Raw genomic sequence first — 25,642 nt, forward strand, 5'->3', positions numbered from 1 at the left:
TAACCGAGTCAGGAAGACATGAAGACATTACTGCGCCTGTTAAAAAGTTTCTGGTTCCTGGTCCCGATACTGTGGCTGATCAGCCTGGCTGTCTGCTGGTTTTTCGCCCCGAGGATCAGTTGGCTGCAAGGCTACACGCTCGAAGCGATGGCGATCATCAGCGCCTTCTACCTGCTGCTGATCGTACTGCGTCAATACCGCCGGATTCGCACCGAACACAACCTCGAGAATCTGGTTCAGATCGAAGTTGACCGCTCGCTGAAGTCCACCGGCGAGTTCCGTGATCAGCAAGTGCTGCGCGACCGCCTCAAGCATGCCATTGCCATGCTGCGCACCGATCGTTCGGCAGGTGGTGGCGGCTCCTCGGCGCTCTACGATCTGCCCTGGTATCTGGTCATCGGCATGTCAGCGGCAGGCAAGACCTCGCTGCTGACCCGCTCCGGCCTGTCGGCCAGCATTGCCAGCAGCGCCAATGACACGGAAAGCGGCACCCAGCACTGCGACTGGTACTTCAGCCCTGAAGCCGTGATGATCGACACCGCTGGCCGCTACCTTCGCGATGATCAGTCCGCCAGCGAATTCGCGGCGTTCCTGCGCATGCTCAAAAAGCAGCGCAGCAAAGCCGCCGTCAATGGTCTGGTGCTGGTGGTCAGCCTGCCGGAACTGTTGGCCTCCTCTTCCGCCGAACGCAACGAAATGGGGGCGCGCCTGGTCACGCGCATCGAGGAATACACCGATTGCCTGGACGCCAATCCACCGATCTACCTGATGCTGACCAAGACCGACCAACTGCCCGGATTCAACCAGGCCTTCGACGGCATGGACCTGAACGAGCGCCAGCAGCCGCTCGGCATGACGTTCGGGCTGAACGAGATCAGCACCGAAAGCCTGCGCACGGTGCTCGATCGCAAGCTGGCGAACCTGCAGGCGCATGTCAGTCGCCATGTCGATGCACAGATCATCGCGCTGGGTGCCGATGCCAACAGCGCCCTGCTGAACTTCCCCAACTACTTTGCCGAGCTGTCGGCGATACTCGAGCAGTTCCTGCAGCATTTCGCGCGCAGTAACGTCAACGGTACTCAGTTGTTGCTGCGCGGCCTGTATTTCACCAGCGCCCTGCAAACCGACAAGCAACTGACACCGGTGTATGAAGACGAGCTGTCGGAGTCGTTCGTCCTGCGGCCGGCGAAGCCATACGGTGCAGTGGAGGAAGAGGAAGAAGAACACCGGAAAATCAGTGATCGCAGTTACTTCATCACCGATACCTTCCGCCGCGTCATTTTCCCTGACCGTGACCTGACCCTGTACCAGTCACGGCATGGCCGCGACCGCTCTATTGGCCCGATCGTCATCGCTGCGGCGCTGTTCGCCGGGCTGGCCTTCATCGGCTGGCAGGCCCTGTCGTTCCAGAAAAACCGCGAGTGGCTGGCCAACATCAGCCAGCAGTTGCACGACCTGGAGCAGTCCCCGGACCGGGCACAACGCCTTGCCTCGGGCCAAGGCCTGGAGCTGCTGCGCAATCAGCTGGCAACCATCGAGAAATACCGCACCAAGGGCGTACCGCTGCAACTCAGCGGCGGCCTGTACCGTGGTGACGATATCTACTTCGCCACCCAGACCGCCTACTTGCAGCAACTGCGTACCCAGGCGCTTGAGCCGATCACCCTGAAACTGCAATTGCAGATGCGTGAATTCAACGAGTTCGCCAAAACCATGGACCCGCAGTATGGCTTCGGGGCCGCCCCCGCAGGTTCCGACAGCAAAACCGGCAAGGCGCGTGCGCAAGGCCGGAAACTGCTGGACCGTGGCGCTCGCAACGTCGCTGCAGGCCGTCCGACCAGCCTGAGCAGCATTCCGCGCAGCACCGGCGACGTGACCAATCGCCTGACCGGCGCCGCGAGAAACACGGCCAGCCAGACACGCAGCGAGGCCATCGCCGCACTGCGTAACCCGGCCACCGCAAACGATGCGGCCGAGTTGTCGGCCACCACGGGCGGTCTGTCGCTGTCGGAGGAAATGCTCGGACGACTCGATGAACGGCAGGTGGCATCCATCATCGAGTCATACAACGCTCTCAAGCTTTATCTGATTCTGACTCAGCCGACCACGCATCCGGAAACCGAGTTCGTCAACGCGGCGTTGCCGGTGGCCTGGGCGGATATTTCCAGCGAGGCCAACCCGATCAGCGACGACGTCATCGAGGACAACTCGCCGGTCTACGTACAGTTGCTCAAGAACGGCGACGCGCCGGCCATGCCGCGCAATGAGCAGTTGATCGACGAGACCCGCAAGAGCCTGAAGTTTTTCATGATCTCCAGCTCGCTGGTGGACCGTGAATACCTGCGTCTGCAACTGGAGTCCAGCCGTCAGTTCCCCGCTATCGGCCTGAATGATCTGGTGCCGATGCCGGGTCGTCAGTTGCTGTACGGTTCGGAAGCTGTGCCTGCGATTTTCACCCGTCAGGGCTGGGAAGAGTTCGTCAAGCCCGAGCTGATCAAGCTGGTGTCCGGCAATCTGCGTAACGAATCGGACTGGGTGCTCGACGGTGAAGGCGGCGACAGCGTGGTGCAGAAAGCCAACTTCGTCCGTGAGTTCATGTCCCGTTACAAGCGTGACTACACGAAAGTCTGGTACACCATGATCGACAGCGTGGGCGTACGTCGCTTCAGCGACATGGCCAACGCCACGCAGCAGTTGTCATTGCTCAGTGACGTGCGCAATTCGCCGGTCAAGCTGCTGTTGGCCTCAGTCAACGACAACACGCAATGGGACGTCCCTGCAGTTCGCGAGGCGCAACAGACCGGGGTCAAGCGCGACGATGGCTTCTGGGGCAAGGTCACCGGCATCTTCGACAACAAGGAAGCGGCCGCCAGCGTACTGGTCTCGCCACTGCCTGCGGTGGATGACGGCAGTCTGGCCAAGCGTTTCGAGCCTGTATCGCGGGTTTTCGCCACACAGAATGCCGAAGGCGCCGACAGCACCATCATGGATCGCTACCTGGCAGCGCTGCGCAAGCTCAAAGTGCGGATGAACAACATCCAGCGCTCGCAGGATGTCGGCAAGAGCAGCAAGCAGTTGATCAGCGAAACCCTCGAAGGGCAGCCGAGCGAAGTCACCAACGTGCGTAACTACGTTGAAACCACGGTCGATACCAGCCAGGGCGGGCTTTCCACTTCGTTGCAAAGCCTGTTCAGCCTGCCGATTCAGTTCGCCTGGGAAACGCTGCGTGATCCGGCTGGCGAACAGATCGCCAAAGCCTGGGCCAAACAGGTCGCCAAGCCCTGGGAGCAGGTCATGGCTCACCGGTACCCGATTGCTGCGGACAGCCGCAACGAGGCCTCGGTGAAAGACCTGCAGCGCTTCGTCGATCCGGAGTCGGGCCTGCTGCCCAACTTCAAGCGCAATGAAATCGGCAACCTGTCCGATGGCGAAGGGCTCGGCATGGGCAGCGGGGCCAAGGCGGCGCCGCTGGTCAACCCGAAAATGGTCAGCAACATCGACAAGGCCAGTTCGCTGGGCGAAGTCATCGCCAGCCTCTCGGACCGCGACAACGGCTTCGAGATCATGCTTGAGCCGTCGGCCTACTTCACCGATATCATCTTCACGCTGGATGGCCAGGAGCAGCACTACCGCAACGGCAAGACCAGCTGGAGCCGCTTCTCGTGGCCTGGCACTACCACAGCGCCAGGCGCACGCCTGGATGTGGTCACCCTGTCCGGCGAACGCATTACCGTGTTCGACTACACCGGTCGCTGGGGCCTGCTGCGCATGAACGACAGCGCACGCGTCGCTGACCTCGACGGCATCCAGCAGCGATTCAGCTGGAACACGGCCAAAGGGCCGGTCAGCCTGGTGGTACGCAACTATGGCGGCGTGAAGCTGACCGACCTGGCCAACGTCAAGGCGCTGAGCGCGCTTAACGCAACCGATGGGCGGACCAAGTGAGGATGCACATGCTGGATCTGGAGGGCGGTCGATGATTGGCTGCTTCGGAAAAGTGCCCGCGAGCGCAGATTTCGTCAGCCTGCATGGTGCCAGCGACGATGTCTGCGAGTTCGATGCATGGCTGCAGGGCGCGCTCGCCGACATGCAGCACCGCGAAGACTGGCGCACGCTGTTCGATCGATTGCCCGTGTGCTTTTTCAGCTACCGGGCACGCAGCGGCAACTGGCTGGTGGGCGGTTTGATCAGTTCCAGGGACTCAAGCGCTCGGCGTTATCCGTTCTTCATCTTTCAAACGGTGAAGTCCAGTGACGCCGGGCTGTTTGTGAACCCTTTCACCCTGAGCGAACTGTTCGCCGGGCAGATCAAACCGCTGCTGCACATGGCCGCGCAAGGCGAAAGTACGGCGGTGCTGTTCGAACGCATCAGGGCCTTGCGACCGCTGCAAGGGCAGGACTTCGAGCTGTTCAGGCGTGTGCATGAGAAGTTTCTGGTGAACTTCACCCTGCGTGACATCGCGACCTCGCTGGAAAGCTCCTACCCGGAGTTCATCAGCAACGCCGTGCTCACCAGGCTGCAGGCGCTGAGCCGCCCGTCGTCCAAGGCACCCGTTGGTATTTCGCTGCCACTGCCGGCAGAACGAGGCTTGAAGAACCCGACAGCCGATCTGTGGGTCAACTGGCTGACACGCATCGAACCGAACAGGGCGGTGCCGCAGATCAGCATTCTGGCGGATGATTTCATGCGCCCCCGGCTGTTCTGCTTTGCATCCCGCAACACCTCCGGCGTGTACCGGGTGGTGACGGGCGTGAGTGAGCATTCGGAGAGTTATGACGTACTGGCACCCTTCGACACGTTCGACGAACACCACCGAGGCCATGTGTTTCCAGACATTGACCGCCCTCTTTATGACGTTATCGACCGCTTTGTCGATGTGCTGGATTTGAAGCCCGTATGAACAAGATCAAATACTACTTTTTGCGCTACCAGCCCTACGTTCTAGGGGTCTGTTTTTTCCTGGCGATCTTTATCGTCTGGAGCATCGGCCGTGCCCTGGGCTTCAGCTCGATGAACAGCCTGCTGACGGGGATCGGCCTGTTTCTGCTGTTGTCGGCAGCCTATGTGCTGTTGCTGTATCGAGGCGTATCACAGCACCAGAACCTGGAAGGCCTGCTGCGTGACGACGCCGATCAGGCGGTGCTCAACGCCAGCCCGGCGGACCGTGAAGAGGTCAGCCTGCTGCGCGAGCGCCTGCTGCAAAGCCTCGAGCGCCTGCAAAGCAACAAACCGAACGGCAGCAACTCCAAGGACGCGCTCTATGCCCTGCCCTGGTATCTGGTGGTCGGTCAGCCCGCAGCGGGCAAAAGCACCATGCTCTATCAGTCGGGCCTCAACTTCCCCTACGCAGAACGCGAAGGCGCACGCGTGGCCGGTTTGGGTGGCACGCGCAATTGTGACTGGTTCTTCAGCTCGGAAGCCGTGCTGCTGGACACGGCCGGGCGCTACATGAACGATCAGGAAGAAGCCGGCAAATGGCGCGCTTTTCTGCAATTGCTGCGTCAGCACCGCCAGCGCAGACCGCTCAACGGCCTGATTGTCACCGTCAGCATTCATGACATCCTGCAGTCCTCGGTGGAGGACCAGGAGCGCATCGCCAAGCGTCTGCGCGAACGTATCCAGGAAACCCACGCGCTGCTGGAAGTGCGTCTGCCGGTGTATCTGGTGTTCACCAAGTGCGACCTGGTCCCGGGCTTCGTGCCGTTCTATCGCCAGCTTGACGATGTGGCGCGTGGCGAAGTGATGGGCAAGACCTTCCCGCACAAGGGCTTCGAGCAAGCCGACTGGGGCCAGCGCTTCGGTGTGGCGATGGATGAACTGATCAATTACTGGAAACAGATCGCCAACCAGCAACTGGTACTTCAGGACATCCAGGTCACTCGTCAGGACACTGCGGTGTATCGCTTCCCGCTGGAGCTGGAAGCCTTGAAACCGCGCCTGCTCCTGTTCGTCGATGCTCTGCTGCGCGCCAACCCGTATCAAAGCGCCGAGATGCTGCGCGGTTTCTACTTCACCAGCGCACTGGACGCCGATCAGCCCGAGATGGGCGGACACACCCGCCAGGTCACTGAGCGATTCCAGCTGGAAAGCGAGCAGGAAGCTGTCGATGGCAATGTCCAGCCGCACCCGCTGTTCATCAACAGCCTGTTCCGCAAGGTAATCATCCCCGATCAGCATCTGGTGGCGCTGTACACCACCAACCACCGCGAGCGTCGCCGCAAGGCCGCCTGGATCGGTGGCGCAAGCCTTGTCGCGTTGCTGCTGTGCAGCCTGTGGGGCTGGTCGTACTGGAACAACAAGGACAACATCCAGTCCATCTCCAGCGAACTCGCTCAGGCCGCAGCCGAGGACAGCAAGGCCACCGGGCAGTACACCGAGTGGCAAACGCTGGATCGCATGCGCTTCTGGACTTCGCTTTACTACGATCGTCATCACGACGAAGGCGTACCACTGCGCTTGCGTCTGGGTCTCTACCGGGGCTATGACGTCGAGCCGCTGCTGCGCACGCGTTACTTCAACCGTCTGGAAACGGTGATGCTCAAACCGACCGCAGACAACCTGACGCGCTCGCTTTACCTGCTGACCACCATCAAGGTCTACCAGCGTAATGCCAAGGACCTGATGCCGGTCACCGGTGTAGACAGTGTCGAGCCCAAGGCGCTGCCGCCGGATAACCGCGCGCAATCCATCGCTGCCTTCGGCAAGGCCACGCTGGACACCTACGTAATGTTGTCGCGCGCCCAGCGTGAAAAGGCTGACCCGGCGTTCCTGAAAGCGAAGATGCCTGATTACTGGTATCCGGCCATTGCGCGTCAGACCGGCAAGACCATCACCGCGAATGCCGAGGCAGGCTCCAATCAGGATTACGAGTACGCCAGCCGACAGATCAACTTCTACAGCGATCAGATTCACGAACTGGACGTGCCGCGGATTCTCGACAACGCATTTCTGACATCCAGTTCGCGTAATTACATCAACAGCCTGTTGACGCAGTCGTTGAAGGCTATCGAAACGATCACGCTGGAATCGGACACGCTGTTTGCCTTTGGTCGTGCCGATTTCCAGAGCCTTAAAACCGAAGGTCAAAATCAGCTGAGCGCGATCGCCGGCAAGCTGTTGAATACACCGAACATCGGCAAGATCGTGATTGCAGGTCACGCCGACCAGTTGGGCGACCCGCAAAGCAACATGCAGGTGTCCAAACAGCGCGCGCAGACCATCAAGACCTACCTGGTCGGCAAGGGCGTGCCCGCCGAGCTGGTGGACGCGGTCGGTGAAGGCAGCGAGAAGCCTCTGGTCAAATGCGACATGCAGCAACCCAGAGCTCAGTTGATTCAGTGCCTTGAGCCGAATCGACGCGTGGAGATCGAAGTACGCGCGCTCAATTGATCGCGCGTTGGCAAGCAAACCGAAGCCCGGGTTGTCCCTATGAAACCTTGGCCGTGGCAAGAGAACCTTTCTTGATCGTTTCAGGAAGGTTAATCAAAGGGCCGTGTTCTGTCCGCAGACGCCACGGCTTTAAATGAAGAAGGAGAAGCAGAAAATGGCATTTGACGCATACATCCAAATCGATGGCATCCCAGGCGAAGTTCTGGACGACAAGCACAAGGACTGGATCGAAGTGTTGGGCTACGAGTTCGGCGCTACCCAGGCCACCTCGGCGACCGCAAGCTCTTCGGGCGGTGCTTCGTCCGAGCGCGTTGCACTGAGCGACTTCAGCATCCGCAAGTCTGTGGACAAGGCTTCCGCCAAGCTGTTCGAAGCGTGCTGCAAGGGCACTCACATCGCCAAGATCCAGCTGAACGTCAACCGTGCAGGCGGCGACAAGCTGACCTACCTGACCATCAACCTGGAAGAAGTGGTTGTGTCTTCCGTGAAGGCGGTTGCTGGCGGTAGCCAGAAAGGCGAAGACAACGCAGTCAGCGATCTGCCGATTGAAGAAATCAGCTTCAACTTCGCTCGCATCAAGACCACCTACACCCAGCAGAGCCGTTCCGATGGCCAGGGTGGCGGTAACGTCACTGGCGGCTGGGACCGCACTGCGAACAAAGTATTCGCATAAGTCCGTGACACATCGGGTCGCGCAAGCGGCCCGTCTTCAACACCGTGTCTGCCCAGGCACGGTGTTCTTTTATTCTCTGATCAGAGTTGACTATGTCTGAATTTCTCAACGACCTTTCGCTTGCCGATCTGACGGCACCCATCAACGGGGGAAGTGGCGAGGACCTGAGCTTTTCCACCCTGTTCGATCAGGTCAAGGAAGCTCGTCGAGCAGACCCCGACTACCTCACCCAAGGTGACTGGCAAACCGATCTCAAGTCCTCGGACTGGGAACAGACCATCACCTTGGCCGCACAGGGCCTTGCCGAACAAAGCAAGGACCTGATGCTCGTCGCCTGGCTCAGCGAAGCCCTGGCGCACAAATACCACTTTGTCGGCATCACCTTCGGCCTGACTGTGGCCGAACGGATCCTGCAAAATTTCTGGGACGATCTGTACCCGTCTCTGGAGGATGGCGTAGAAGAACGTGCCGCCCGCCTGGCCTGGCTGAAAACCACGCTGACCGAAGTCGTCGGCGGGCTGCCGATCACGCAGGGGCAGAACTTTGGCCTGTTGCGCTACGACGAGTCGCGCCATGTTGAAAACCTCGCGCTGCAAAACCCCAAGGCCATGCAGTCCGCTGTTGAAGAAGGCAAGATCAACGCCGAAATCTTCCAGCGCTCGGTGGTCCTGACCGACTCGGATCATCTGCGCCTCAAGGCCAGCGAAATCGCCGCCAGCCTGTACGCCTGCCAGCAGCTCCAGGCCACTGCCGATACCCTGTTCGGCCGCGACGCGCCGAGCCTCGTCACCCTCAGCGACATCCTGCAACGCGCCGGGCAACTGACCGAAAAGCTGCTCAAGGACCGCGGCATCGAACTGAGCCCTGCCCCCGCCGCCGCTCAGGCCGCCCCCGAAACCGTCGTCGACCAACCCGCAGGTGCCGTAATGACCCAGGCCAGCCAGGACAGCGCGTCCGCACCACTGCGCACCACCCCGACCACACGCGACGAAGCCTTCACCATGCTCGCCGGCATCGCACAGTTCTTCAAAAACACCGAACCGCAAAGCCCCGTCCCGTACCTCATCGAGCGCGCCATCAAGTGGGGCAACATGCCGCTGGAAGGCTGGCTGAACGACGTCATCAAGGACAGCAACGTCGTGGACAGCATTCGCGATGTGCTGGGTACGAAAGAGCCTAAGCAGTAAGCGTAATCCGTAGGATCGGTCTGTATGAACATCCGTACAGACCGTCGGGAAATGCACCACAGGGCGAGTCTGTCTGTACGACTGACGTGCCCTTGATTTACCCGTATTTTGCGTCGTATCCAGCGTGGCAACAGGGAACGACCATTCACGTGATTCACACACATCAGGGATTAGAGAATGAACACGTCAGACCCGGTAAACGCATCAGGCCACTACAGCGACAAATGGAAAGAACGCTTCGCCTTTTTTGAAGCGCACGGCGGCCCAAGCGCACCGGGGTTCAGACCTGCGCTCAAGCAACTGCCCTTTCTGAAAAAAGTGAAAATCAACTTCAACTTCTTCGCGTTCTTTTTTGGGCCGGTTTACCTGTTCATTCTGGGGCTGTGGAAGAAGAACCTGTGCATTATCGCGATCATGATAGTGGTTTCTGTTGCGCTGAACATCGTGATGGACATGTTTGAGTTCCGCTACGCCAAGGAGGCGAGTTCTGCGCTGGGGTTTGCGTTTAATGCGTTGTATGGGCAACTGACCAATTACGCGTATTACCTGAAGGAAGTGAAAGGCGAGCAGGGCTGGAATCCGTTTGAGGGGTTGCGTTGGTAACGCGAACACATTGGGATCTATTTTCAGGGAGGCATGAATGTTTGATTATGTAGTCAATGCGATATCGCTGCTGTGTTTTTCAACGCTGGCATTCTTTATTTTTTACGCGCCGCTTAGAACCGTAGTATCGTTGATTAGGCGTAAAAACCCTCTTGATCGAGTATCTCGACTTTCCTACGGGATATCCATGTGCCTGTCTTTTGCTGCTGCAGGCTTTGCTCTTATCGTCAATGTTGTCCCGAACTCCAGGTATACCGACTACACGAATCTATTCCTATCGATATCAGCCTATCTCATTGTTCAGGCAGTGACGATGGCGGTGCTGATGGGTAAGACCAGAGCCCATTGAAGGTCAATGAATAGCCTGTAGCGGCTGGTATTTGCCAAAAGTTTTAACTTTACCGTTAGCAATATTTTCTCACTGCCCCGTTAAGCAGGCAGGGAGTCATCACTTACAGGGAAGCCAGTATGCGACCAATCATCGTGATCAACGATCCCACCTCTGACGCAGGTCAGGTCCTCGAGGGATCGCCCAGCATGTTCATAAATGGTTTGGCCGTGGCAAGGGTCGGGGACCGAGTGTCCTGCCCACATGGTATCGGGACCATCGTCAGCGGAGATGAAACCCTGCTGGTGGACGGCCGCCCGGTGGCCCGGGAAGGTGATTTCATTTCCTGTGATGCGCGGCTGATGGCAACGCAGCAGGATACCGTGGACCTCTAAGGAACAGAGATGAATACAACACTCAGCAGCAACGCACCGGGAGCTTGACCATGACCACACCTGTAATCACCACCCCGGTCGCTACCAGCAAAAACATGTCGTGCAACATCAACATGCCGTGGTTTCTACACAACACCGAGTACTACCCTAGAGAAGCCACTTTTGAGCCTTTGGTCAACGGCGAGCGCGCATTCGGCGCGGTGTACGATGCGATAATGGTTGCCAAAAAGAGTGTTGAAATAGTCTGCTGGGGGTTTCAGCCTTCGATGTATTTTAAGCGTGGCGATAAAAGCTCTATGTGTATCGGAAAACTTCTGGCGATTAAGGCCCAAGCCGGAATTCAAGTAAGAATCATCTGTTGGTCTGACTCACTTCACATGGGCCAATTTCTGGAAAACACTACACCAGGAGATAACGTCAGCAACTGGATTCCCGGCCTTGATGATTTTTTTCACGCCAACTCGGTTACAAAAGAACTAGGCCTTGATAGCGTGAACAAGAAGCTCGAAGAAAGGCGCGCGCAAGCCGAACAGAATCGAGATAAGGAACAAATCCAGATTGACAAGATGTGGTATCGCCAGGTCCGCCTCGCCTACACGGGTGCTGAAACTGGCCCTATCCAGCTAGGTCAACGCTTTTTTCATGTAATGATGTGGGGCACCGACGAATCTCTCAAAATCAAGAATTTAGAATTCGTCACTCGCGACTTTTCCGTCACCGACCGTGTGGAAATTGCATGGCAATTGCAAATGAGAGCACTTGATCAAGATCGCAGTAAAACTAATAAGGTCGTAAGTACAGGGGCTATGTTCGTCGCACCGAGTCACCATCAAAAAATGGTGCTTATTGACTATGAAGTTCCGGATATTGCGGTGGGCTTTGTCATGGGTCACAACTCATTGGACGCCTATTGGGATAAGGATGATCACAGCGCGACAAGAATGCCAGCTCATGAGGGCCGCAACGGCGCAACTCCGCGTCAGGATATTTCCAGCCGAGTTACCGGCCCGATACTCGAATACTTGAACCACAACTTTACTGAAGCGTGGTTGCGCGAAACAGGCGTTGACCTTTTGACACCTAGACAACATATTGCAAACCAGCTGAAAGCCAGAGATGGGTTCGGTCCTAAAATGATGGCTCAGGTTCTGCGGACTCAGCCTCAAGAAGATAAGCGTGATATCAGGGAGATGTATATCAAGGCCGCAGGCAATGCAAACAGTTTTATGTACATAGAGAACCAGTATTTTCGCTGGCCACCTTTGGCGGAAAAAATCAAAGAAAATGTCCGTCGTCAATTTGCAGACGGGCGGAGTTTGATTGAGCATGGCCCACTTTATCTTTTTGTCGTTACCAACTCGTCAGAAGAAGGAATGGGCGATGGAACAATCAACACCTATCGAATGCTCAGACAATTAGGTCGCCCCGAACTCATGCCTAATGTTGCGAGACTGGAGCGCAATAAAGAGCTGGAAGCTCAGGTCGCGCAAGCCAAGGAGCGTTATGATACCGCCAAAGGCAAGATCACCATTATTGAAGGCACCTACGGAAATTCATTCAATCCGGCAATGAGTAAACTGTGGGAATCACAGCGAAAAGCAGCCGCAGCGGCAGAAGCTGAGTACCGTGAATTAAAAGCCAAACTGCCTGCTGCTAGTGTAAAAACTGTGGAAAAGGTAGAAATTGAAGGCCTTGAGGTGCTGATCTGTACCTTGGTCGCTCCTGACTCGCCCCCCGAAGAATGGATGGACGTTTACATTCATAGCAAACTGATGATCATTGATGATGTTTTTACTACATTAGGCTCAAGCAATATCAACACACGCAGTATGGAAGTCGACAGCGAGCTGAATATCTGTGTTGAAGATCCAGCTGTGACTAAGCCATTGCGCAAGCATTTATGGGGAATACATTCCAATGGGAAGGGCAGCGGAGATGATATTGGAGAAGCATTTGATATCTGGACCGAAACTGCAGTTTACAACTCAGCACTTCGTCAAAAAACCAAAGACAAGGCAAGCCCCACGGCATCCTTAACAGAGTTCAGAAGAGAAAGTGCTTCAAGAACAAATAAGGACTAAATATGCTTACTCGATTGATTTTAACTTTCACCTTGTGCTTCACGATATACGCATGTGCCGAGGAAGACTCATTGAACATATCTGCAGACCAAATGAAACATGCTTTAGAAAGAATTTCTTTTACATGTCATGTAGAGGCAGATCATCTACCGTCTATTAGCGAAAATGCTCGACAGCTGTATCAATATGCAAGATTACTAGAGACCACGGAGGGGCCTAAAGACTATCAAAAAATAGCAAGGTATTATCGACTTGCGTCTGCTGAGGGTAATTATAAGGCAGCTACTAATCTGCACACCTTGATCTCCCAAGGTGTTATTGAGACCGACAATCCAGAAAAAGACGTTATCGATATTGTTGAGGGTCTTATCGCCCAAGGTATTCCAGGAGGTTACTACGATATGGGACATTATTTGGAAGAGGGCTATGGCGTCAAGCAAGATGGAAGCAGAGCAAATGCTTACTTTCGTCGAGCGGCCGACTTAGGTAATCCGGATGCCCAATTTTACGTATCAAAACTGCTTGAGGGTATCGAATCGGCAGAGGAAACAGTGACTAGTATGCGTCGCTGCGCAATGAATCAAGGGCATGCTCAGGCCGCTTTCAACTACGGAGTTTATATGAAGGTGCGGGGTAACTACCCAGAGGCTATTCAGGCCTTTCAAGCGGGCGCTCGGTACGGTAGTCGTAATAGCGCGAGTTTTCTGAGGGAGGGATTTTCCACAACCGATGCTAGTGATGAACAATATTATTTTGCGCTGCCTGTGGATGACAAGCGGTCTCTTCGCTATAAACAAATTGGTGCCTTCCTAAGACGCTATGATGCTCTTGGAGCAAAAGTCCCAGACATCGACCAGATCGTTCCCCTGCCCCCAGCCAAGCTTCCGGAATGGGACGGCACATTCGAATGGCTGAAAAAACGCGAGTCCACGCCCCCTGCTGAAAAGCCATCGGAAGACATGATCCGGGCGCTAAGCCAGGAGAAAGGCCTCGACCCGGAAACAGGTCTGCCGCTACCGAAATGACGTGATAACGATGGGTATGCATTGAGCCATACCTGCTACGCCCCAAAGGAACGGACTCCGGGACCGGGGAATCTGACCTCGACACAAAGGAATGGAAATGTTCACAAGGCTGGTTTTTCTGGCAATTCTCACGACAAGCCTCTGTGCTTGCGAGAAGAAAGGTCATGACAGCGTCACTGATGAAGACATGGCTAAAGCCATGGAGAGGCTTTCGTTTGTCTGCACTCACGAAGCAGACCATTTGCCTGCGATAAGCGATGATGCTCAGGTGCTGTATCGCCATGCACTATTTCTGGAATCGAAAAAAGGCGCCAAAGACTATCAGCAAATAGGCAGATACTACCGTTTGGCTTATGCAGCAGGTAACTATAAAGCGGCGACCAACCTGCAGGACCTGATAGCTCAAGGCGTTGTTGATAGTAGCAATCGCAGTAAAGAGGTGATTGACATCGTAAAGAATCTGACCGCGCAAGGCATTCCGGGCGGTTATTATGATATGGGACATTATCTGGAGATAGGCTATGGAGTAAAGAAAGACATACCTAGCTCTCGCGCATATCTACGGAACGCAGCTGACTTGGGTAGTCCGGACGCGCAATATTATATAGCCCAATTGCTAGGTGAGATCCCCAACACTGCAGACATAATGCAGTCAATGTATAAATGCGCAATGGAGCAAGGCCATTCACAGGCTGCAAGAAAATATTCAAGCTATGCCTCGGCAATACACTCTTACAAAGATGCCGTAGCCGGCTACCAACTATCAACTAAAAGTGGCGATGATATTAGCGCTCATCGTCTGGCACGCGGCTTTGAAGATAGAAAACCTTCTGACAGACTTTATTATTTAGCTTTAGAAAAAGATGAAGAGCGTGCCGCAAGATACGATAAAATCAGCGACTTCTTATTACATCACGAACACTTGGGCGCTAAAGTTCCAGATCTGGATGACATTGTTCCACTGCCCCCAGCACCGTTGCCCGAGTGGGACGGCACGTTCAAATGGAAGCGTGATCGTGATGCCGCTGCACCACCTTCGCCTCCATCGGAAGATCTGATTCAACGGATGGCGGCAGAAAAAAACCTCGATCCTGAAACAGGTCTTCCATTACCTGCATCGAAGTGAAAAAGACATGCGTTGAGTCATACCCGACACATGCGTAGAGGAAGGAACTCCAATTCCGGGAAGCTTTTCTCACAAATAGGCACATACAAGGGAATGGAAATGTTTACAAGGCTGGTTTTTCTGGCAATTCTCACCACAAGCCTCTGTGCTTGCGAGAAGAAAGGTCACGACAGCGTTACTGATGAAGACATGGCTAAAGCCATGGAAAGGCTTTCGTTTGTCTGCACTCACGAAGCCGACAATCTGCCTGCTATAAGCGAGGATGCTCAGGCACTGTATCGCTATGCACTATTTCTGGAATCGAAAAAAGGCGCCAAAGACTATCAGCAAATAGGCAGATACTACCGTTTGGCCTATGCAGCAGGGGACTATAAAGCAGCGACCAACCTGCACATCCTGATTTCTCAAGGTGCTGTTGATAGTCACAATCGCAGCAAAGAGGCGATTGACATTGTGGAGCATCTGATCGCGCAAGGTATTCCAGGCGGTTACTACGATATGGGGCATTATTTGGAAGTCGGCTACGGCGTAGTACGAAATAAGGGCAGCGCGTATGCCTACTTTCGCAGAGCGGCAGACTTAGGCAATCCTGCTGCACAATTTTATGTCGCTCGATTACTGTCTAGCATCCCGGCCGATACCGCCGATGTCATGCAAGCAATGTACAAATGCGCGATGGAGCAAGGTAATGGGCCAGCAGGCGTTCATTACGCAAGCTATTCAAAAGTCGTTGGCCGTTATGCGGATGCGGTTACCGGTTTTCACACCGCAATTCGAAACGGTGACTACGATGCAGCACGCAATCTGGCCCGTGCTTTTGAAGGCCCGCCACCATCGGAAGAGCTTTACTATATGGCCTTGCAGCGAGATGAAGAGCGTGTGAAGCGATTGGATAAAATAAATATGTTTCTCTCGCGCCATGAGCATCTTGGGGCAAAAGTTCCAGATCTGGATGACATTGTTCCACTGCCCCCAGCACCGTTACCCGAGTGGGATGGCACATTCAAATGGAAGCGTGATCGTGATTCCGCCGCTCCACTTTCGCCCCCATCGGAAGAACTGATTCAACGGATTGCGGCTGAAAAGAACCTCGACCCCGCTACAGGCATGCCTTTGGCAGCCGTTAAAAAATAAACGATCTCTACTTGCACGACAGCGCGATATCCAAAATCTCGCGCGCGCTCTTAAGGAAAAGAAATGCTTGGTCCCCGTAGGAGTATTTATGATCGCCTGTCCGAAAAGCGTCTGGCTGATCTTGAGCGGCAGCGCGTTGTCGAGGCGCAGTTGCCGAAGGGCAATTTCACCTCTGGCTCTGTGGCGGTGGTCAATGCCTGGGTGTGGTTGCCTTGCGGTGTATTCGACGCGCCGCTGACGGCTGATGAGCTGGCGCTGCGCCGTGCGGATTTTGATCATGATCCGCGTCTGGTTGATTCACGCAGTTTGCGACGGCCTCTGCGCCGTCTGGATACACCGGCTGTTCGGTCGCCCGCTGTCGATGCGGCTGGGCGGGCTGTCGAGATTCTCAAGGCGATGTTTGCCCAGTGGGATGAGGCGTTCTGTTCGCAGGTCGACTGGGCGAACACTCAGGTCATGCTGTTTACACCCACAGCACTCAGTGAGCTGGACTGGCTGGCCGCGGTTTGCAGGCTGTGGCCTCGCGACCGTTTGCCTTATTACGCGTTTGACGTCACCACTCAGCCTGTGGCGCAGTGGCTGCCCGAGGTCCTGGGGCAAAGCTACGGCGCCCCCTACCTTTTGTGCCTGAGCCTGGATACCTGGGCGTGCAAGGAACAGATGAAGTTGGGTGAACCCGGCGAAATGGCTGGGGAGGCGGTCAGCGCGGTCCTGCTGCAACGCGAATCCAGCCCTCCTGAACCGCTGCGCGAAGGCGCTTTGAAACTGTTTGCGCCCGTCACTGAACACCATGTCAGCCGTTACTCACAGACCCGCACCGACACGCAGGCGCTGGAAAGCCTGATGGCCGGGCTAAGCGCCCGAACCGGCTTCGACGCGGAGAAAATCAAGGTGCTGATCGGTGATGGCGCTTTCGATGGGCAACGTTTGCAGCAGCTCCATCATTACGCTCGATCCTCTTTGTCCGGCCTCGATCTGGAACGCCAGATCCGTTTGAACACGCTGGGCGCTAGGGTCGGGCCTGCCACTGAGCAATGGGCGCAGATCGGGCTGGCGTGGCTGGCTGCCAGCGCAGAACCGGGCAGCGCCGCATGGATACTGGACCGTGGTTGCGCGGATCAGACTCAGGGCTGGCTGATCGGCTGATCACCCAGGGAATTGCAAGAAAGGGATGTACCTATGAATTCGATACTCGACGCTGCCATGAACGCCTTCAGCGGACCGCTCAGTCAGGCCGGTCGCCTGCTGGAATTGAACACGCCGCAAGGTCAGGAGCTGTTTGCTCTGCGCGCGCATGCCGTGGAACGTCTGAGCCACGTGGCGCGCTACACGGTCGACGTGATCAATCAGACCACCGACTTCGACCCGGAGAAGCTGATTGGTCAGGCAGTGCAACTGAGCATTCGCCTCGACGACGGCAGCCTGAGCCCTCGGCATGGCTGGGTCGAGAGTGTGCGTTATCTCGGCAGCGATGGCGGGCTCGAGGATTGGCAGCTGGTCTTTGCGCCGTGGTTCAGCCTGCTGGAATACCGTATTGATTGCCGAATCTGGCAAGAAATGAGCTTGCCGGACATCCTTGCTCAGGTGTTTCAGCACTACAGCCAGGCCCGCGCCAACTACCGCTTCGACCTGCAACGCGACTACCCGCTGCTGTCATACGTGACGCAGTTCAACGAGACCGACGCCAACTTCGTGCAGCGCTGGTGCGAGCAGGAAGGCCTTTTCTGGTACGTGGAGCACAAGGTCGACAGTCATTGCATCGTGTTTACCGACAACATTGACTCTCTGCCCACACTGAACCCCGCAAGCCTGCGTTTCCATACCCAGCAGGCCGCCGACCTGAAAGACAGCATCACCCAATGGAGCCCCGGCGCCCGCCTGCTCAATGGCCTTGTGCAGTGGCGCAGCAGCGAATACCGCAGCCATGCGCAGCCACAGATCACTCACTCCATGGCACTGCCTGCCGCATCCGCGCCTCCTGACCTCGAGCGTTACCAATACCGTGGCCAGTATGCATGGCAGAACCTCGGCCGCGGCGAATGGCTCGCGCGCGTGCAGATCGAACAGGATGAGTCGGCGGCCCGTCGCATTCAGGGTCAGGGCGGGGCTCGTCAGATGCAGCCCGGTCATGGCTTTGAGCTGACCCAACATCCGCTTTACGAGCTCAAGCCGCTCCAGGACCGTCAGTTCCTGATCGTCGCCGTGGAGTTCTTTGTGCAGAGCAACCTGCCAATCGGCAAGACGCGATCAAGCCCACCCGGGAGCCTGAAAACACAGTTGGATGCACTGCAGACGCAAGCTTCGCTACCGGCGGGCGATGAAGGCTTCTACCTGAATCGCTTTGAAACACAGCGTCTGGATATTCCCTATCGCAGCGCGTTTACCCATCAAAAACCGGCGCACCCCGGCCCGCAGACAGCAGTCGTCGTGACACCCGGCGGGCATGAGGTTTTCACCGATAACCTGAACCGGGTTTGCGTTCGCTTTCACTGGGATCGTCTGGTGAAGGATGGAGAGCTTGGTTCGTGCTGGCTGCGCATGATGCAGTCGAGCAGCGGTCAGGACTGGGGCAGCGTCAATGTGCCGCGCGCTGGCGAAGAGGTAGTCGTCACCTTTCTTGATAACGATATCGACCGTCCGCTGATCATGGGACAGGTCTACGGCGGACATAAGCCTGCGTGGCATTCCAGCGGCCTGATGAGTGGCTATAAAAGTCAGGAGATTCAGGGGAGCGGCTATAACCAGTGGGTGATGGACGATTCCACCGGCCAGGTCAGAACCCAGATCCACAGTAGCCATGGGCATAGTCAGCTGAACCTCGGTTACCTGATCGACCAACAGGGCAATTCACGAGGCGCACTGCGCGGTGCCGGTTTCGAGCTGCGGACTGACGCCTACGGTGCCTTGCGTGCTCAGCAAGGTCTGTACTTGAGCACTTGGCCGCGCAACAAGGCGCAGGGCGGGCAGATTGATACCCAGGAAGCTCAGCAGCACCTGAGCAACGCTCAGGCACGAGTGAAGGCATTGTCGGAAATTGCCGAGCAGCACAATGCGCTGCCCATGCCGGGCGGTATTGAAAGTCTCGACCAGCTCAACGCCGATACCCAGGCCAATTACGGCAGCGGTGGCGAAAGCCCGATCAGCAGCAGTCCGCAGCAACGTAACGGCGGTGACACCAAGGCGGCAATCATGAGCGGCGGCCGTGGCCAGACGTCAGGCTATAAGAAGCCCTTGCTGGTCGCATCCTCACCGGCCGACATCGCGACCGTCACCCCGCAAAATACTCACATCCACAGCGGCAAACAGTTAACGCTTTCGACCGGTGAAGACACCAATCTGGCCAGCGGCAAGTCGCTATTGGTGAGTGTCGCGCAAAGCATCAGCCTGTTCGCCCAAACGGCAGGCGCCAAGCTGTTTGCAGCAAAGGGCAAAGTTGAGATACAGGCACAAAACGACAGCATTGAACTGACCGCGAAAGAAAGCGTGCGTATCACCTCCACCGCTCGCACCATCGAGATTGCGGCGCAGGAAGAAATCCTGCTGACCAGCGGCGCAGCGTACATCCGCATCAAAGGCGGCAATATCGAGATTCATGCCCCCGGAACCATCGACGTAAAAGGCGTGAAGAAGACCTTCGACGGTCCTGCGCAGCTCAATCGGGATAATCCGGCGTGGCCGACCGATTCGATCAAACAAAAGCTTACAGCCTACGCCGGGCTTAGTAGTGCGGCGGGCTATCAGGCATGGGCAGGTCAGCCGTATACCATCTTTGCAGATGGGGCCGAGATCAAAAAAGGAGTGATGGACGCCAGCGGACAGATCGGCATCGACCATCACGTTACAACCAGCCAGTACCGTATTGACCTGAGTAACGGCGTCAGCTATGACCTGCCAGTAGCCGCCGATTACAAAGGTGATCCCAAAAATGCGGAACTGGCCAACCGCGGGCTTCACCGCCACGAAAGCGCTTCGCACCCAGACGTCAAACCGAGCGACAATCGCAGTCTGTTCCGTAACAGGTATGACCAGTTGAGCAACCCGGAGTCGGACGCGTGATTGCTTTGGCGTGTCAACGCTCTACCCTATCGTGCAAATCGATGACATTCGTGAGGCTTGTAGGAGATGGTGGTTGGGCAGGCTGTGCAAGTGGATAGCGGCTTGGCACAAGTAGTAGGTCGCCTGATATTCGGTATCACAAAAAGCCGGCCCGGAAGCGCGGCTATTTGTTGAACTGGATAACTTGAATCTTCCCATTCTCCGCATTCACCGAGTAGGTCACACCATTCCAGCAATCTGCGATGACATGAGCGTTGTCATCGCAGTGAAGACTCATAAACGGCTTGTCCGCCTGCGTACCGTGCGGGCTTTCCTCGATCTGCCAGAGCACTTCGCCAGCCATCGAGAAAGCGAAGATGTTCCGGTTGAAGCCCTCGCCCGGCGGGGATTCAAGCCTGATTAGCACTATCCCCTTAAACAGCAGAAACGTGTCCGCCGGGTAAGGAAGGCAGACTCGCTGACTTTCTATCCAGAGACTCCCGTTCTCGATCCGACAATGATGAGAGCTCATTATTCAGCCTTCAAAGCCATCAACATAAAGCGCCTCATAACGCGCCATCGTATCAATGAGCCGCTGCCGCAGATACCCGTTCGCATGCCCCAAGGCTGCCAGAATCTGCGCCGACTCCACCAGATACGACGCTCGCTTCGCCTTCTTCCAGGTGGACGGCGCTGACTGAAGATTGGTGATGCGATCACACAACTTGACCGACGCAGCTTCTTTGGAATGACTGGCGATCCCGGCGAAATAAAGCGCTTCGGAAAACGGCACGATCAGGTTCTTGCTCAGGCACGCCACGGCTGAGGCGACCTCGACACCGAACGCTTCAGCCAACTCATCCTGAGTTACCGGCGTATCCTCCAGCACGTCGTGCAGCAACGCTGTGGGCAAGGCGATTTCAAGCGCGCCCACGGATTCTTCGCGATGGGCGAAGATCAACTCGTTGGCAACCATCGCCACGTGGGTGGTGTAAGGAAGGTCCGAACCGGTCATTTTTTGGCCGACGTGGGCCTGGGATGCGAATAGCCAGGCTTTGTTGTAGAGCTGTTGCGGGCACGGTTTGGACATTTGGTTCAGATTCCTTGAGACGCGATAAAAGTCAGGGGCTGTGAGCTGATCTTCGGAGAGAGCACGCGCGTTTCCCTATCAGTCGCCCAAAGGGTCATGCAGCGGCGCACGCTCGAACAACTGTTGAGCCAGCCCCTGAATATGCTCGGACCATGCGACTTTCTTGACCCATTCCTCAGGCATACCCGACACACCATACAGAGCGCCTGCAATTTGTCCGGCAGTGGCGGCTACGCTGTCGGCATCATCAGCCAGGTTGGCGGCCAGCAGAATGGCGTCTTTGAAATTGTCGGTATTCCAAACGGCCCAAAGGGCTGCTTCGAGGGTGTCGATGACATAGCCGGAGGAGCGGATCTGGTCGCGGTTTTTTTCCTTGTATTCGCCGGCGTTGATGATCAAAGCTCGCGGTCGTAATGGCCGAATCATCGGAGAAAGGGTCTCTTCTTTGTCTGCTCCATTTAGGGCCAGATGCAACTGGGCACCGAGAAGTCTGCAACAACTGATGGCCTCTAGTGCTCGATGCGTGCATTGACTTTGGGCGGCACTATCACGCCAAGTAGCTGAGAGCGAATGTCGACAAAATATCGCAGTTGGGGCCAAGCGAATTATTGAGCCGTTACCAGCGTTGGATGGAGCAGCATTTCCATACCAAAGGCCGCCATTTTTCAGTCTTTCTTCGACCGCAGTTCGAGTAGCATTGCCGATATCAAAACATCTGCCGTTGTGACTGTTTTCGCCGCTTAGATACCAGCGGCCTAGTCTGGCCGCGTAATCGATAAGGTCGAAATTGCCCTTCGCAAGATAAGTGTCTGCCAGGCAGAGCGCCATGCTGGTGTCATCGGTCCACTCACCGGGATTGAGCTTGAAAGGGCCGCCACCGACCATGTCAAAAACGTGGCTACGATCACGAGGCAAAAACTCCAGTGTTGTGCCCACCGCGTCGCCAATGGCCATACCGAGCAGGCACCCCTTCGCACGGTCCAGCGCCTGTTCTTCGCTGAGGGTACACGTCCGTGATGCTATCCAATCGGGCTTGCCCCTCGGCAGCCTGGGTGCATCAGGCTTCAGCATGTAATCCATGCGTTGAAGTAGCTGCGCGGAAGGTGCTGGCAGCAGATGATCGTAGCGCTCAACATAGTGGTCGAGCATGTCGTTGGGGCTTCTCAAGTCGATCATGGGTCCTTCCAGGATAATCTTTCAAGGTGCAGAGCAGTATGGAAGCTGCTCCCTGTTGCCCGAATCTATACCGCTTGTTAACGGCCAAATAGCCGTTCCCCGCTTTGCTCCTGGCTTCAGGATCAAAAAATCATCCCGCTCTCTCCTGCGGCATGTCGTGGCGAAAGCATGTGCAGCAATGAGATCTGTGTGGAAAAGATCAAAGCTGGCTTTGTCGATCTCGTAATACTCCTCATAATCGATCAAGCCATTGCTCACCGGGAACGATAAATAAAAACGGCCGGAGGTTTCCTCGGTGCCCAAGGAGAGCATGAGGTCGCGATTGAAAAAAGTGTCGTTAAATTTCATATGACTGCTTTAGAGCCTTAATCATTCAACCTCATAGATAAAGCCTATCAATTTGTGCAAAAAGCGCCTACAACAAGCTTCATTTTCTGCCATTCTTACGAATAATTAACTATAAAGATAAAATCATTATGGACGTCACCACTTAATAGACTATGCCCAAAAATCAAAGCATTAGCTGTCAAAGAAAAATAAATGTAAGGCCGCTGCAATTTAAAGTTCACTTCCCGTCTACCTGCATACAATATTCTTGGTCGCCCACCATCTTGCAGGGCCAGCCATCATTAATGTAACGCGTCGGCTTAAAACAAACTCGCTCATCGTTCACCCAAAATAATTGCCATGCCGAACCAGAAATAAGCAATTTTGGACACGGCGTATAGTCTCTAGCAAGCAACACAATAGTAGTCAATACAGCTATGGAGGGCACAACATAGATTATTGTCTTGACAGAAATCTTGAGCATCAAACTTTGGAAAGCCCCCAAAAAAGAATTATTTGGAGGATCAAATTTCTTCCCTGTCCATACGGCTATAGAGCCTCCAATTATGATTAGCAGCACGGCGGGCGGAACCATAAGTAGGCAGAACGCAAGGTAAGGAGTTTCTACCACAGGTGCATTTCTATATATACGCCCGTAGAGAGGGAGTACATGTTCCCACATCCAGTAAACTGAAAAAACACCGACCAATGTCATGAAGAAAACGAATACCGCCGCTCCAAATCTGAACAGTGCAGGTGACATAGAGCCTCCCCCCATCTGAATCATCGCTTAACGAATGGATCTTGGTATAAGATGCCTGTGGGCAACTTTACTTTTAGCCCATTAGCTGATTGAGACGCTATATAGTTCACATCCATAATGGCTCGAGCCAGCTCGTAGTCCGTATCTTCAAACTCCTTAGCTCCTAGAGCGCCAAGTGACAAATCATGAAACCTCGACTTGTCTTTCTCAACCCCCTCGAAAACCGCCTTGACATAGATGAGTTGATTAATTACCGATGTATAAATTGGAAACTGGGGATTACGAGCGCACCGATCCTTAGCAAGTAGAAGAGCGTGATTTACATACTCCAGCGCAGTATTAAATATCATAGCGCACCCCATCAAATGAAGTTTATTGATCCGAAACCAAATCTCTAATAGTCCCTGGCTTGACAACAACGTGACACACCCATGAGAACCACTCCGAGAGCCCATTTTACCTATGTACACCTCAGTATCTACTGGAGTTTTCATATTGAAAACTCTATGGCTGCTTTTAACCTCATCAGAGACCTATACGAACCATCATTTATCTAGCATTCCTCGACTGCCTCTCTGCTTTTCATTTTCCCTTTTATCTAAAACCAGAAGAATTCAAGGTTTATCGGAAAGCATAAAAACATCTTCGCCTCACTGTGTAACCACTTAGAAACCACGCTGTACAATTACCTAATCATGGAACTTTCAGTCCTTAGCCATCTTGGCCGCCAACATTTTGTAAGCTTCCGCTTCTCGTGCTTCTATGAGTTCTATATAGAAATCTGTGTAAGCAGCCTCCAAATCTTTATATGACTGTAAACTTGTCTCAGTGAAAAGCTTGTAACCTGGAATATCTCGCGGCTCAACCATTTCAGTGATTTGGCCTCGCTCTGCTCGGGAAAGCAAATCCTCAAGATCCAATAGCAATATTGAAGCATCAGGATCGCGATGTTTATAAAATTCAAGTTTGTCACGAAGCGTTGTGGCTGCCATTCTCAAAGCTTCAACATCCATAATATTACTCCTATTTGCTATGGCGCATGTTATCCTGGGCATTAGCTAATTCTCACCAGTGCATATAATATATATCTCAGAAAGCAGGTCATGCAGCATCAAGATAGCAAGGCACGTAAGCCACACAAAGCAAAATCTAAATGCCCGTGACACTCACCTTCACTCCTCGCCCATTTCCCTTTTCAACTTACGTAACAAAGGAGTCTCTCCACCAGTCAGCTCAATCCTAAACTCTGCGAAAGCATGCTCAAGATGAGGATATTGTTGCAAACCCTCTTCGGTAAATGGATAACGCCCTGGAATGTCTCGCCACTGCAACTTAACTGTTATCATGCCAGATTCGGCCAGCTTCATCAGTGGTTCGATCTCAGCTCGAAGCTTTTCAACCACGTGATCTGATTTTTTCAAATCTTCAATCACTTCACGCAGCTTTTGCGTTTTTTGCTTAAGATGTTCAATATTCATAATAATGATTTTGGCGGCAGCTGAATTTACAGAAGGACGAAGGAAAGCAGAAACCTACAACCGGCCCCAAGAGAGAAAATTGCAAATTTTTCTGCACAGGGCAACTATTATAAAATTTATTCCTCAAGGATGCCACAACCCTTCGGGAAGTTTAATTTCCAGCCCGTTTGCTGACTGATTCGCAATGTAATAAGCATCCACCGGGACTTGTGCCAGCACGTAATCTTTTTCTTTGAACCTCTTGACTGCAAGGGCCCCGATAAAAAGTTTGTGAAGTCCGGACTTGTCTGCCTCAACAACCTCAAGAATTGATTTTATATAGAGAGGCTGATTTAGAACTGCTGCGTATATCGAAAACGCAGGGTGTCGACTTATACGCATTTCGGCAAGTAAAACAGCATGATCTATGAACTCCTTGGCGGACTTAAACCTTATTATCGGCTTGCCCCTAATACAGAATACGCTTCATCACTGCAGAACGGACGAGCTATTTTCGATTTCGTTCTGCGCGAAGTATTTTTAAAAGTGGAGGTTCCCCGCCCGTAATCTCAATTGAAAATACAGCAAATGCATGCTCTAAATCACTGTATTCTTGAAGCCCATTCTCGGTAAAGCGATAACGCCCCGGAACGGCTCCCACCTCTATAGGGGTTAAAATCCGCCTCGACTTTGCCAACTCCAGCAATGGTCTCAGGTCATTATGGAGATGTAATGCCTGAGGATCTTTCGGTGAGTACTCTTCTAATTTATCTTCCAACTTTTTTGCTGAGAACTCAACTTTATCCATGTCCATTTTAATCTCCTGCAACCTGGGCTTTCACAGGAGCCACTC

At 54.5% G+C, this 25,642-nt stretch carries 24 protein-coding genes; 14 read left to right on the forward strand and 10 right to left on the reverse strand.

Features of this window, described 5'->3' with window-relative positions:
* Positions 1-18: 18 nt before the first annotated feature.
* The 14 genes from KBY02_RS22195 (at position 19) to KBY02_RS22260 (ending at position 19,997) form a co-directional block, all read left to right on the forward strand.
* Entirely contained in the window at positions 19-3,945 is a 3,927-nt protein-coding gene (locus tag KBY02_RS22195; protein WP_096127169.1) for a type VI secretion protein IcmF/TssM N-terminal domain-containing protein, read from the forward strand.
* A 31-nt stretch (positions 3,946-3,976) separates the two neighbouring features.
* The gene (tagF, locus tag KBY02_RS22200) at positions 3,977-4,900 is read left to right on the forward strand and encodes a type VI secretion system-associated protein TagF (protein WP_003401903.1); all 924 of its coding nucleotides are present in this window, start codon (positions 3,977-3,979) and stop codon (positions 4,898-4,900) included.
* Entirely contained in the window at positions 4,897-7,389 is a 2,493-nt protein-coding gene (gene tssM, locus KBY02_RS22205; RefSeq protein WP_104652870.1) for a type VI secretion system membrane subunit TssM, read from the forward strand. Before tagF ends, tssM begins: the two co-directional genes overlap by 4 nt.
* 154 nt (positions 7,390-7,543) lie before the next feature.
* Positions 7,544-8,062 (forward strand): Hcp family type VI secretion system effector, encoded by a 519-nt coding sequence (locus tag KBY02_RS22210; protein ID WP_003318810.1) that lies wholly within the window; start codon positions 7,544-7,546, stop codon positions 8,060-8,062.
* Positions 8,063-8,154: 92 nt separating this feature from the next.
* Positions 8,155-9,249 carry a type VI secretion system protein TssA gene (tssA, locus tag KBY02_RS22215; protein ID WP_003343647.1) on the forward strand — a complete coding sequence of 365 codons (1,095 nt, stop codon included), beginning with the start codon at positions 8,155-8,157 and terminating at the stop codon, positions 9,247-9,249.
* Positions 9,250-9,426: 177 nt separating this feature from the next.
* The gene (locus tag KBY02_RS22220) at positions 9,427-9,852 is read left to right on the forward strand and encodes a DUF2628 domain-containing protein (RefSeq protein WP_017279085.1); all 426 of its coding nucleotides are present in this window, start codon (positions 9,427-9,429) and stop codon (positions 9,850-9,852) included.
* Between the two features lie 37 nt (positions 9,853-9,889).
* Entirely contained in the window at positions 9,890-10,201 is a 312-nt protein-coding gene (locus KBY02_RS22225) for a hypothetical protein (RefSeq protein WP_225650758.1), read from the forward strand.
* A gap of 119 nt (positions 10,202-10,320) precedes the next feature.
* Positions 10,321-10,575, forward strand: coding sequence for a PAAR domain-containing protein (locus KBY02_RS22230; RefSeq protein ID WP_225650759.1), 255 nt, complete (start codon positions 10,321-10,323; stop codon positions 10,573-10,575).
* Positions 10,576-10,625: 50 nt separating this feature from the next.
* The gene (locus tag KBY02_RS22235; protein WP_032657311.1) at positions 10,626-12,656 is read left to right on the forward strand and encodes a phospholipase D-like domain-containing protein; all 2,031 of its coding nucleotides are present in this window, start codon (positions 10,626-10,628) and stop codon (positions 12,654-12,656) included.
* A gap of 2 nt (positions 12,657-12,658) precedes the next feature.
* Positions 12,659-13,681, forward strand: coding sequence for a sel1 repeat family protein (locus KBY02_RS22240; protein WP_024642645.1), 1,023 nt, complete (start codon positions 12,659-12,661; stop codon positions 13,679-13,681).
* Between the two features lie 97 nt (positions 13,682-13,778).
* Positions 13,779-14,807: a sel1 repeat family protein gene (locus tag KBY02_RS22245; RefSeq protein ID WP_032657308.1), complete on the forward strand. Its 1,029-nt coding sequence runs from the start codon at positions 13,779-13,781 to the stop codon at positions 14,805-14,807.
* Between the two features lie 99 nt (positions 14,808-14,906).
* Positions 14,907-15,941 carry a sel1 repeat family protein gene (locus tag KBY02_RS22250; RefSeq protein ID WP_225650760.1) on the forward strand — a complete coding sequence of 345 codons (1,035 nt, stop codon included), beginning with the start codon at positions 14,907-14,909 and terminating at the stop codon, positions 15,939-15,941.
* A gap of 63 nt (positions 15,942-16,004) precedes the next feature.
* The gene (locus tag KBY02_RS22255) at positions 16,005-17,087 is read left to right on the forward strand and encodes a hypothetical protein (protein WP_060400233.1); all 1,083 of its coding nucleotides are present in this window, start codon (positions 16,005-16,007) and stop codon (positions 17,085-17,087) included.
* A gap of 33 nt (positions 17,088-17,120) precedes the next feature.
* The gene (locus KBY02_RS22260) at positions 17,121-19,997 is read left to right on the forward strand and encodes a type VI secretion system Vgr family protein (protein ID WP_129449168.1); all 2,877 of its coding nucleotides are present in this window, start codon (positions 17,121-17,123) and stop codon (positions 19,995-19,997) included.
* Positions 19,998-20,160: 163 nt separating this feature from the next.
* Here KBY02_RS22260 and KBY02_RS22265 read toward each other — a convergent pair whose 3' ends face one another.
* The 10 genes from KBY02_RS22265 to KBY02_RS22310 form a co-directional block, all read right to left on the reverse strand.
* Positions 20,161-20,508, reverse strand: a complete 348-nt coding sequence (locus tag KBY02_RS22265) for a hypothetical protein (protein ID WP_058417009.1) — start codon at positions 20,506-20,508, stop codon at positions 20,161-20,163.
* Between the two features lie 3 nt (positions 20,509-20,511).
* Positions 20,512-21,066: an HD domain-containing protein gene (locus KBY02_RS22270; protein ID WP_104652903.1), complete on the reverse strand. Its 555-nt coding sequence runs from the start codon at positions 21,064-21,066 to the stop codon at positions 20,512-20,514.
* Between the two features lie 78 nt (positions 21,067-21,144).
* Positions 21,145-22,242: an ADP-ribosylarginine hydrolase Tri1 gene (gene tri1 / locus KBY02_RS22275; RefSeq protein ID WP_060408886.1), complete on the reverse strand. Its 1,098-nt coding sequence runs from the start codon at positions 22,240-22,242 to the stop codon at positions 21,145-21,147.
* Between the two features lie 21 nt (positions 22,243-22,263).
* The gene (locus KBY02_RS22280; protein ID WP_060408887.1) at positions 22,264-22,590 is read right to left on the reverse strand and encodes a hypothetical protein; all 327 of its coding nucleotides are present in this window, start codon (positions 22,588-22,590) and stop codon (positions 22,264-22,266) included.
* A gap of 217 nt (positions 22,591-22,807) precedes the next feature.
* Positions 22,808-23,332, reverse strand: coding sequence for a hypothetical protein (locus KBY02_RS22285; RefSeq protein WP_181134012.1), 525 nt, complete (start codon positions 23,330-23,332; stop codon positions 22,808-22,810).
* A 20-nt stretch (positions 23,333-23,352) separates the two neighbouring features.
* Positions 23,353-23,682: an immunity protein Tsi6 family protein gene (locus KBY02_RS22290; RefSeq protein WP_225650761.1), complete on the reverse strand. Its 330-nt coding sequence runs from the start codon at positions 23,680-23,682 to the stop codon at positions 23,353-23,355.
* 354 nt (positions 23,683-24,036) lie between these two features.
* Positions 24,037-24,345, reverse strand: coding sequence for a hypothetical protein (locus tag KBY02_RS22295; RefSeq protein ID WP_104652900.1), 309 nt, complete (start codon positions 24,343-24,345; stop codon positions 24,037-24,039).
* A 159-nt stretch (positions 24,346-24,504) separates the two neighbouring features.
* Positions 24,505-24,810, reverse strand: coding sequence for a hypothetical protein (locus tag KBY02_RS22300; protein ID WP_181134011.1), 306 nt, complete (start codon positions 24,808-24,810; stop codon positions 24,505-24,507).
* Positions 24,811-24,933: 123 nt separating this feature from the next.
* The gene (locus KBY02_RS22305; protein WP_104652898.1) at positions 24,934-25,245 is read right to left on the reverse strand and encodes an immunity protein Tsi6 family protein; all 312 of its coding nucleotides are present in this window, start codon (positions 25,243-25,245) and stop codon (positions 24,934-24,936) included.
* Positions 25,246-25,297: 52 nt separating this feature from the next.
* Positions 25,298-25,603: a hypothetical protein gene (locus KBY02_RS22310; RefSeq protein WP_003434873.1), complete on the reverse strand. Its 306-nt coding sequence runs from the start codon at positions 25,601-25,603 to the stop codon at positions 25,298-25,300.
* Between the last annotated feature and the right edge of the window lie 39 nt (positions 25,604-25,642).

Source organism: Pseudomonas sp. P129 (assembly GCF_020312195.1).
Lineage (GTDB): Bacteria > Pseudomonadota > Gammaproteobacteria > Pseudomonadales > Pseudomonadaceae > Aquipseudomonas > Aquipseudomonas fragariae.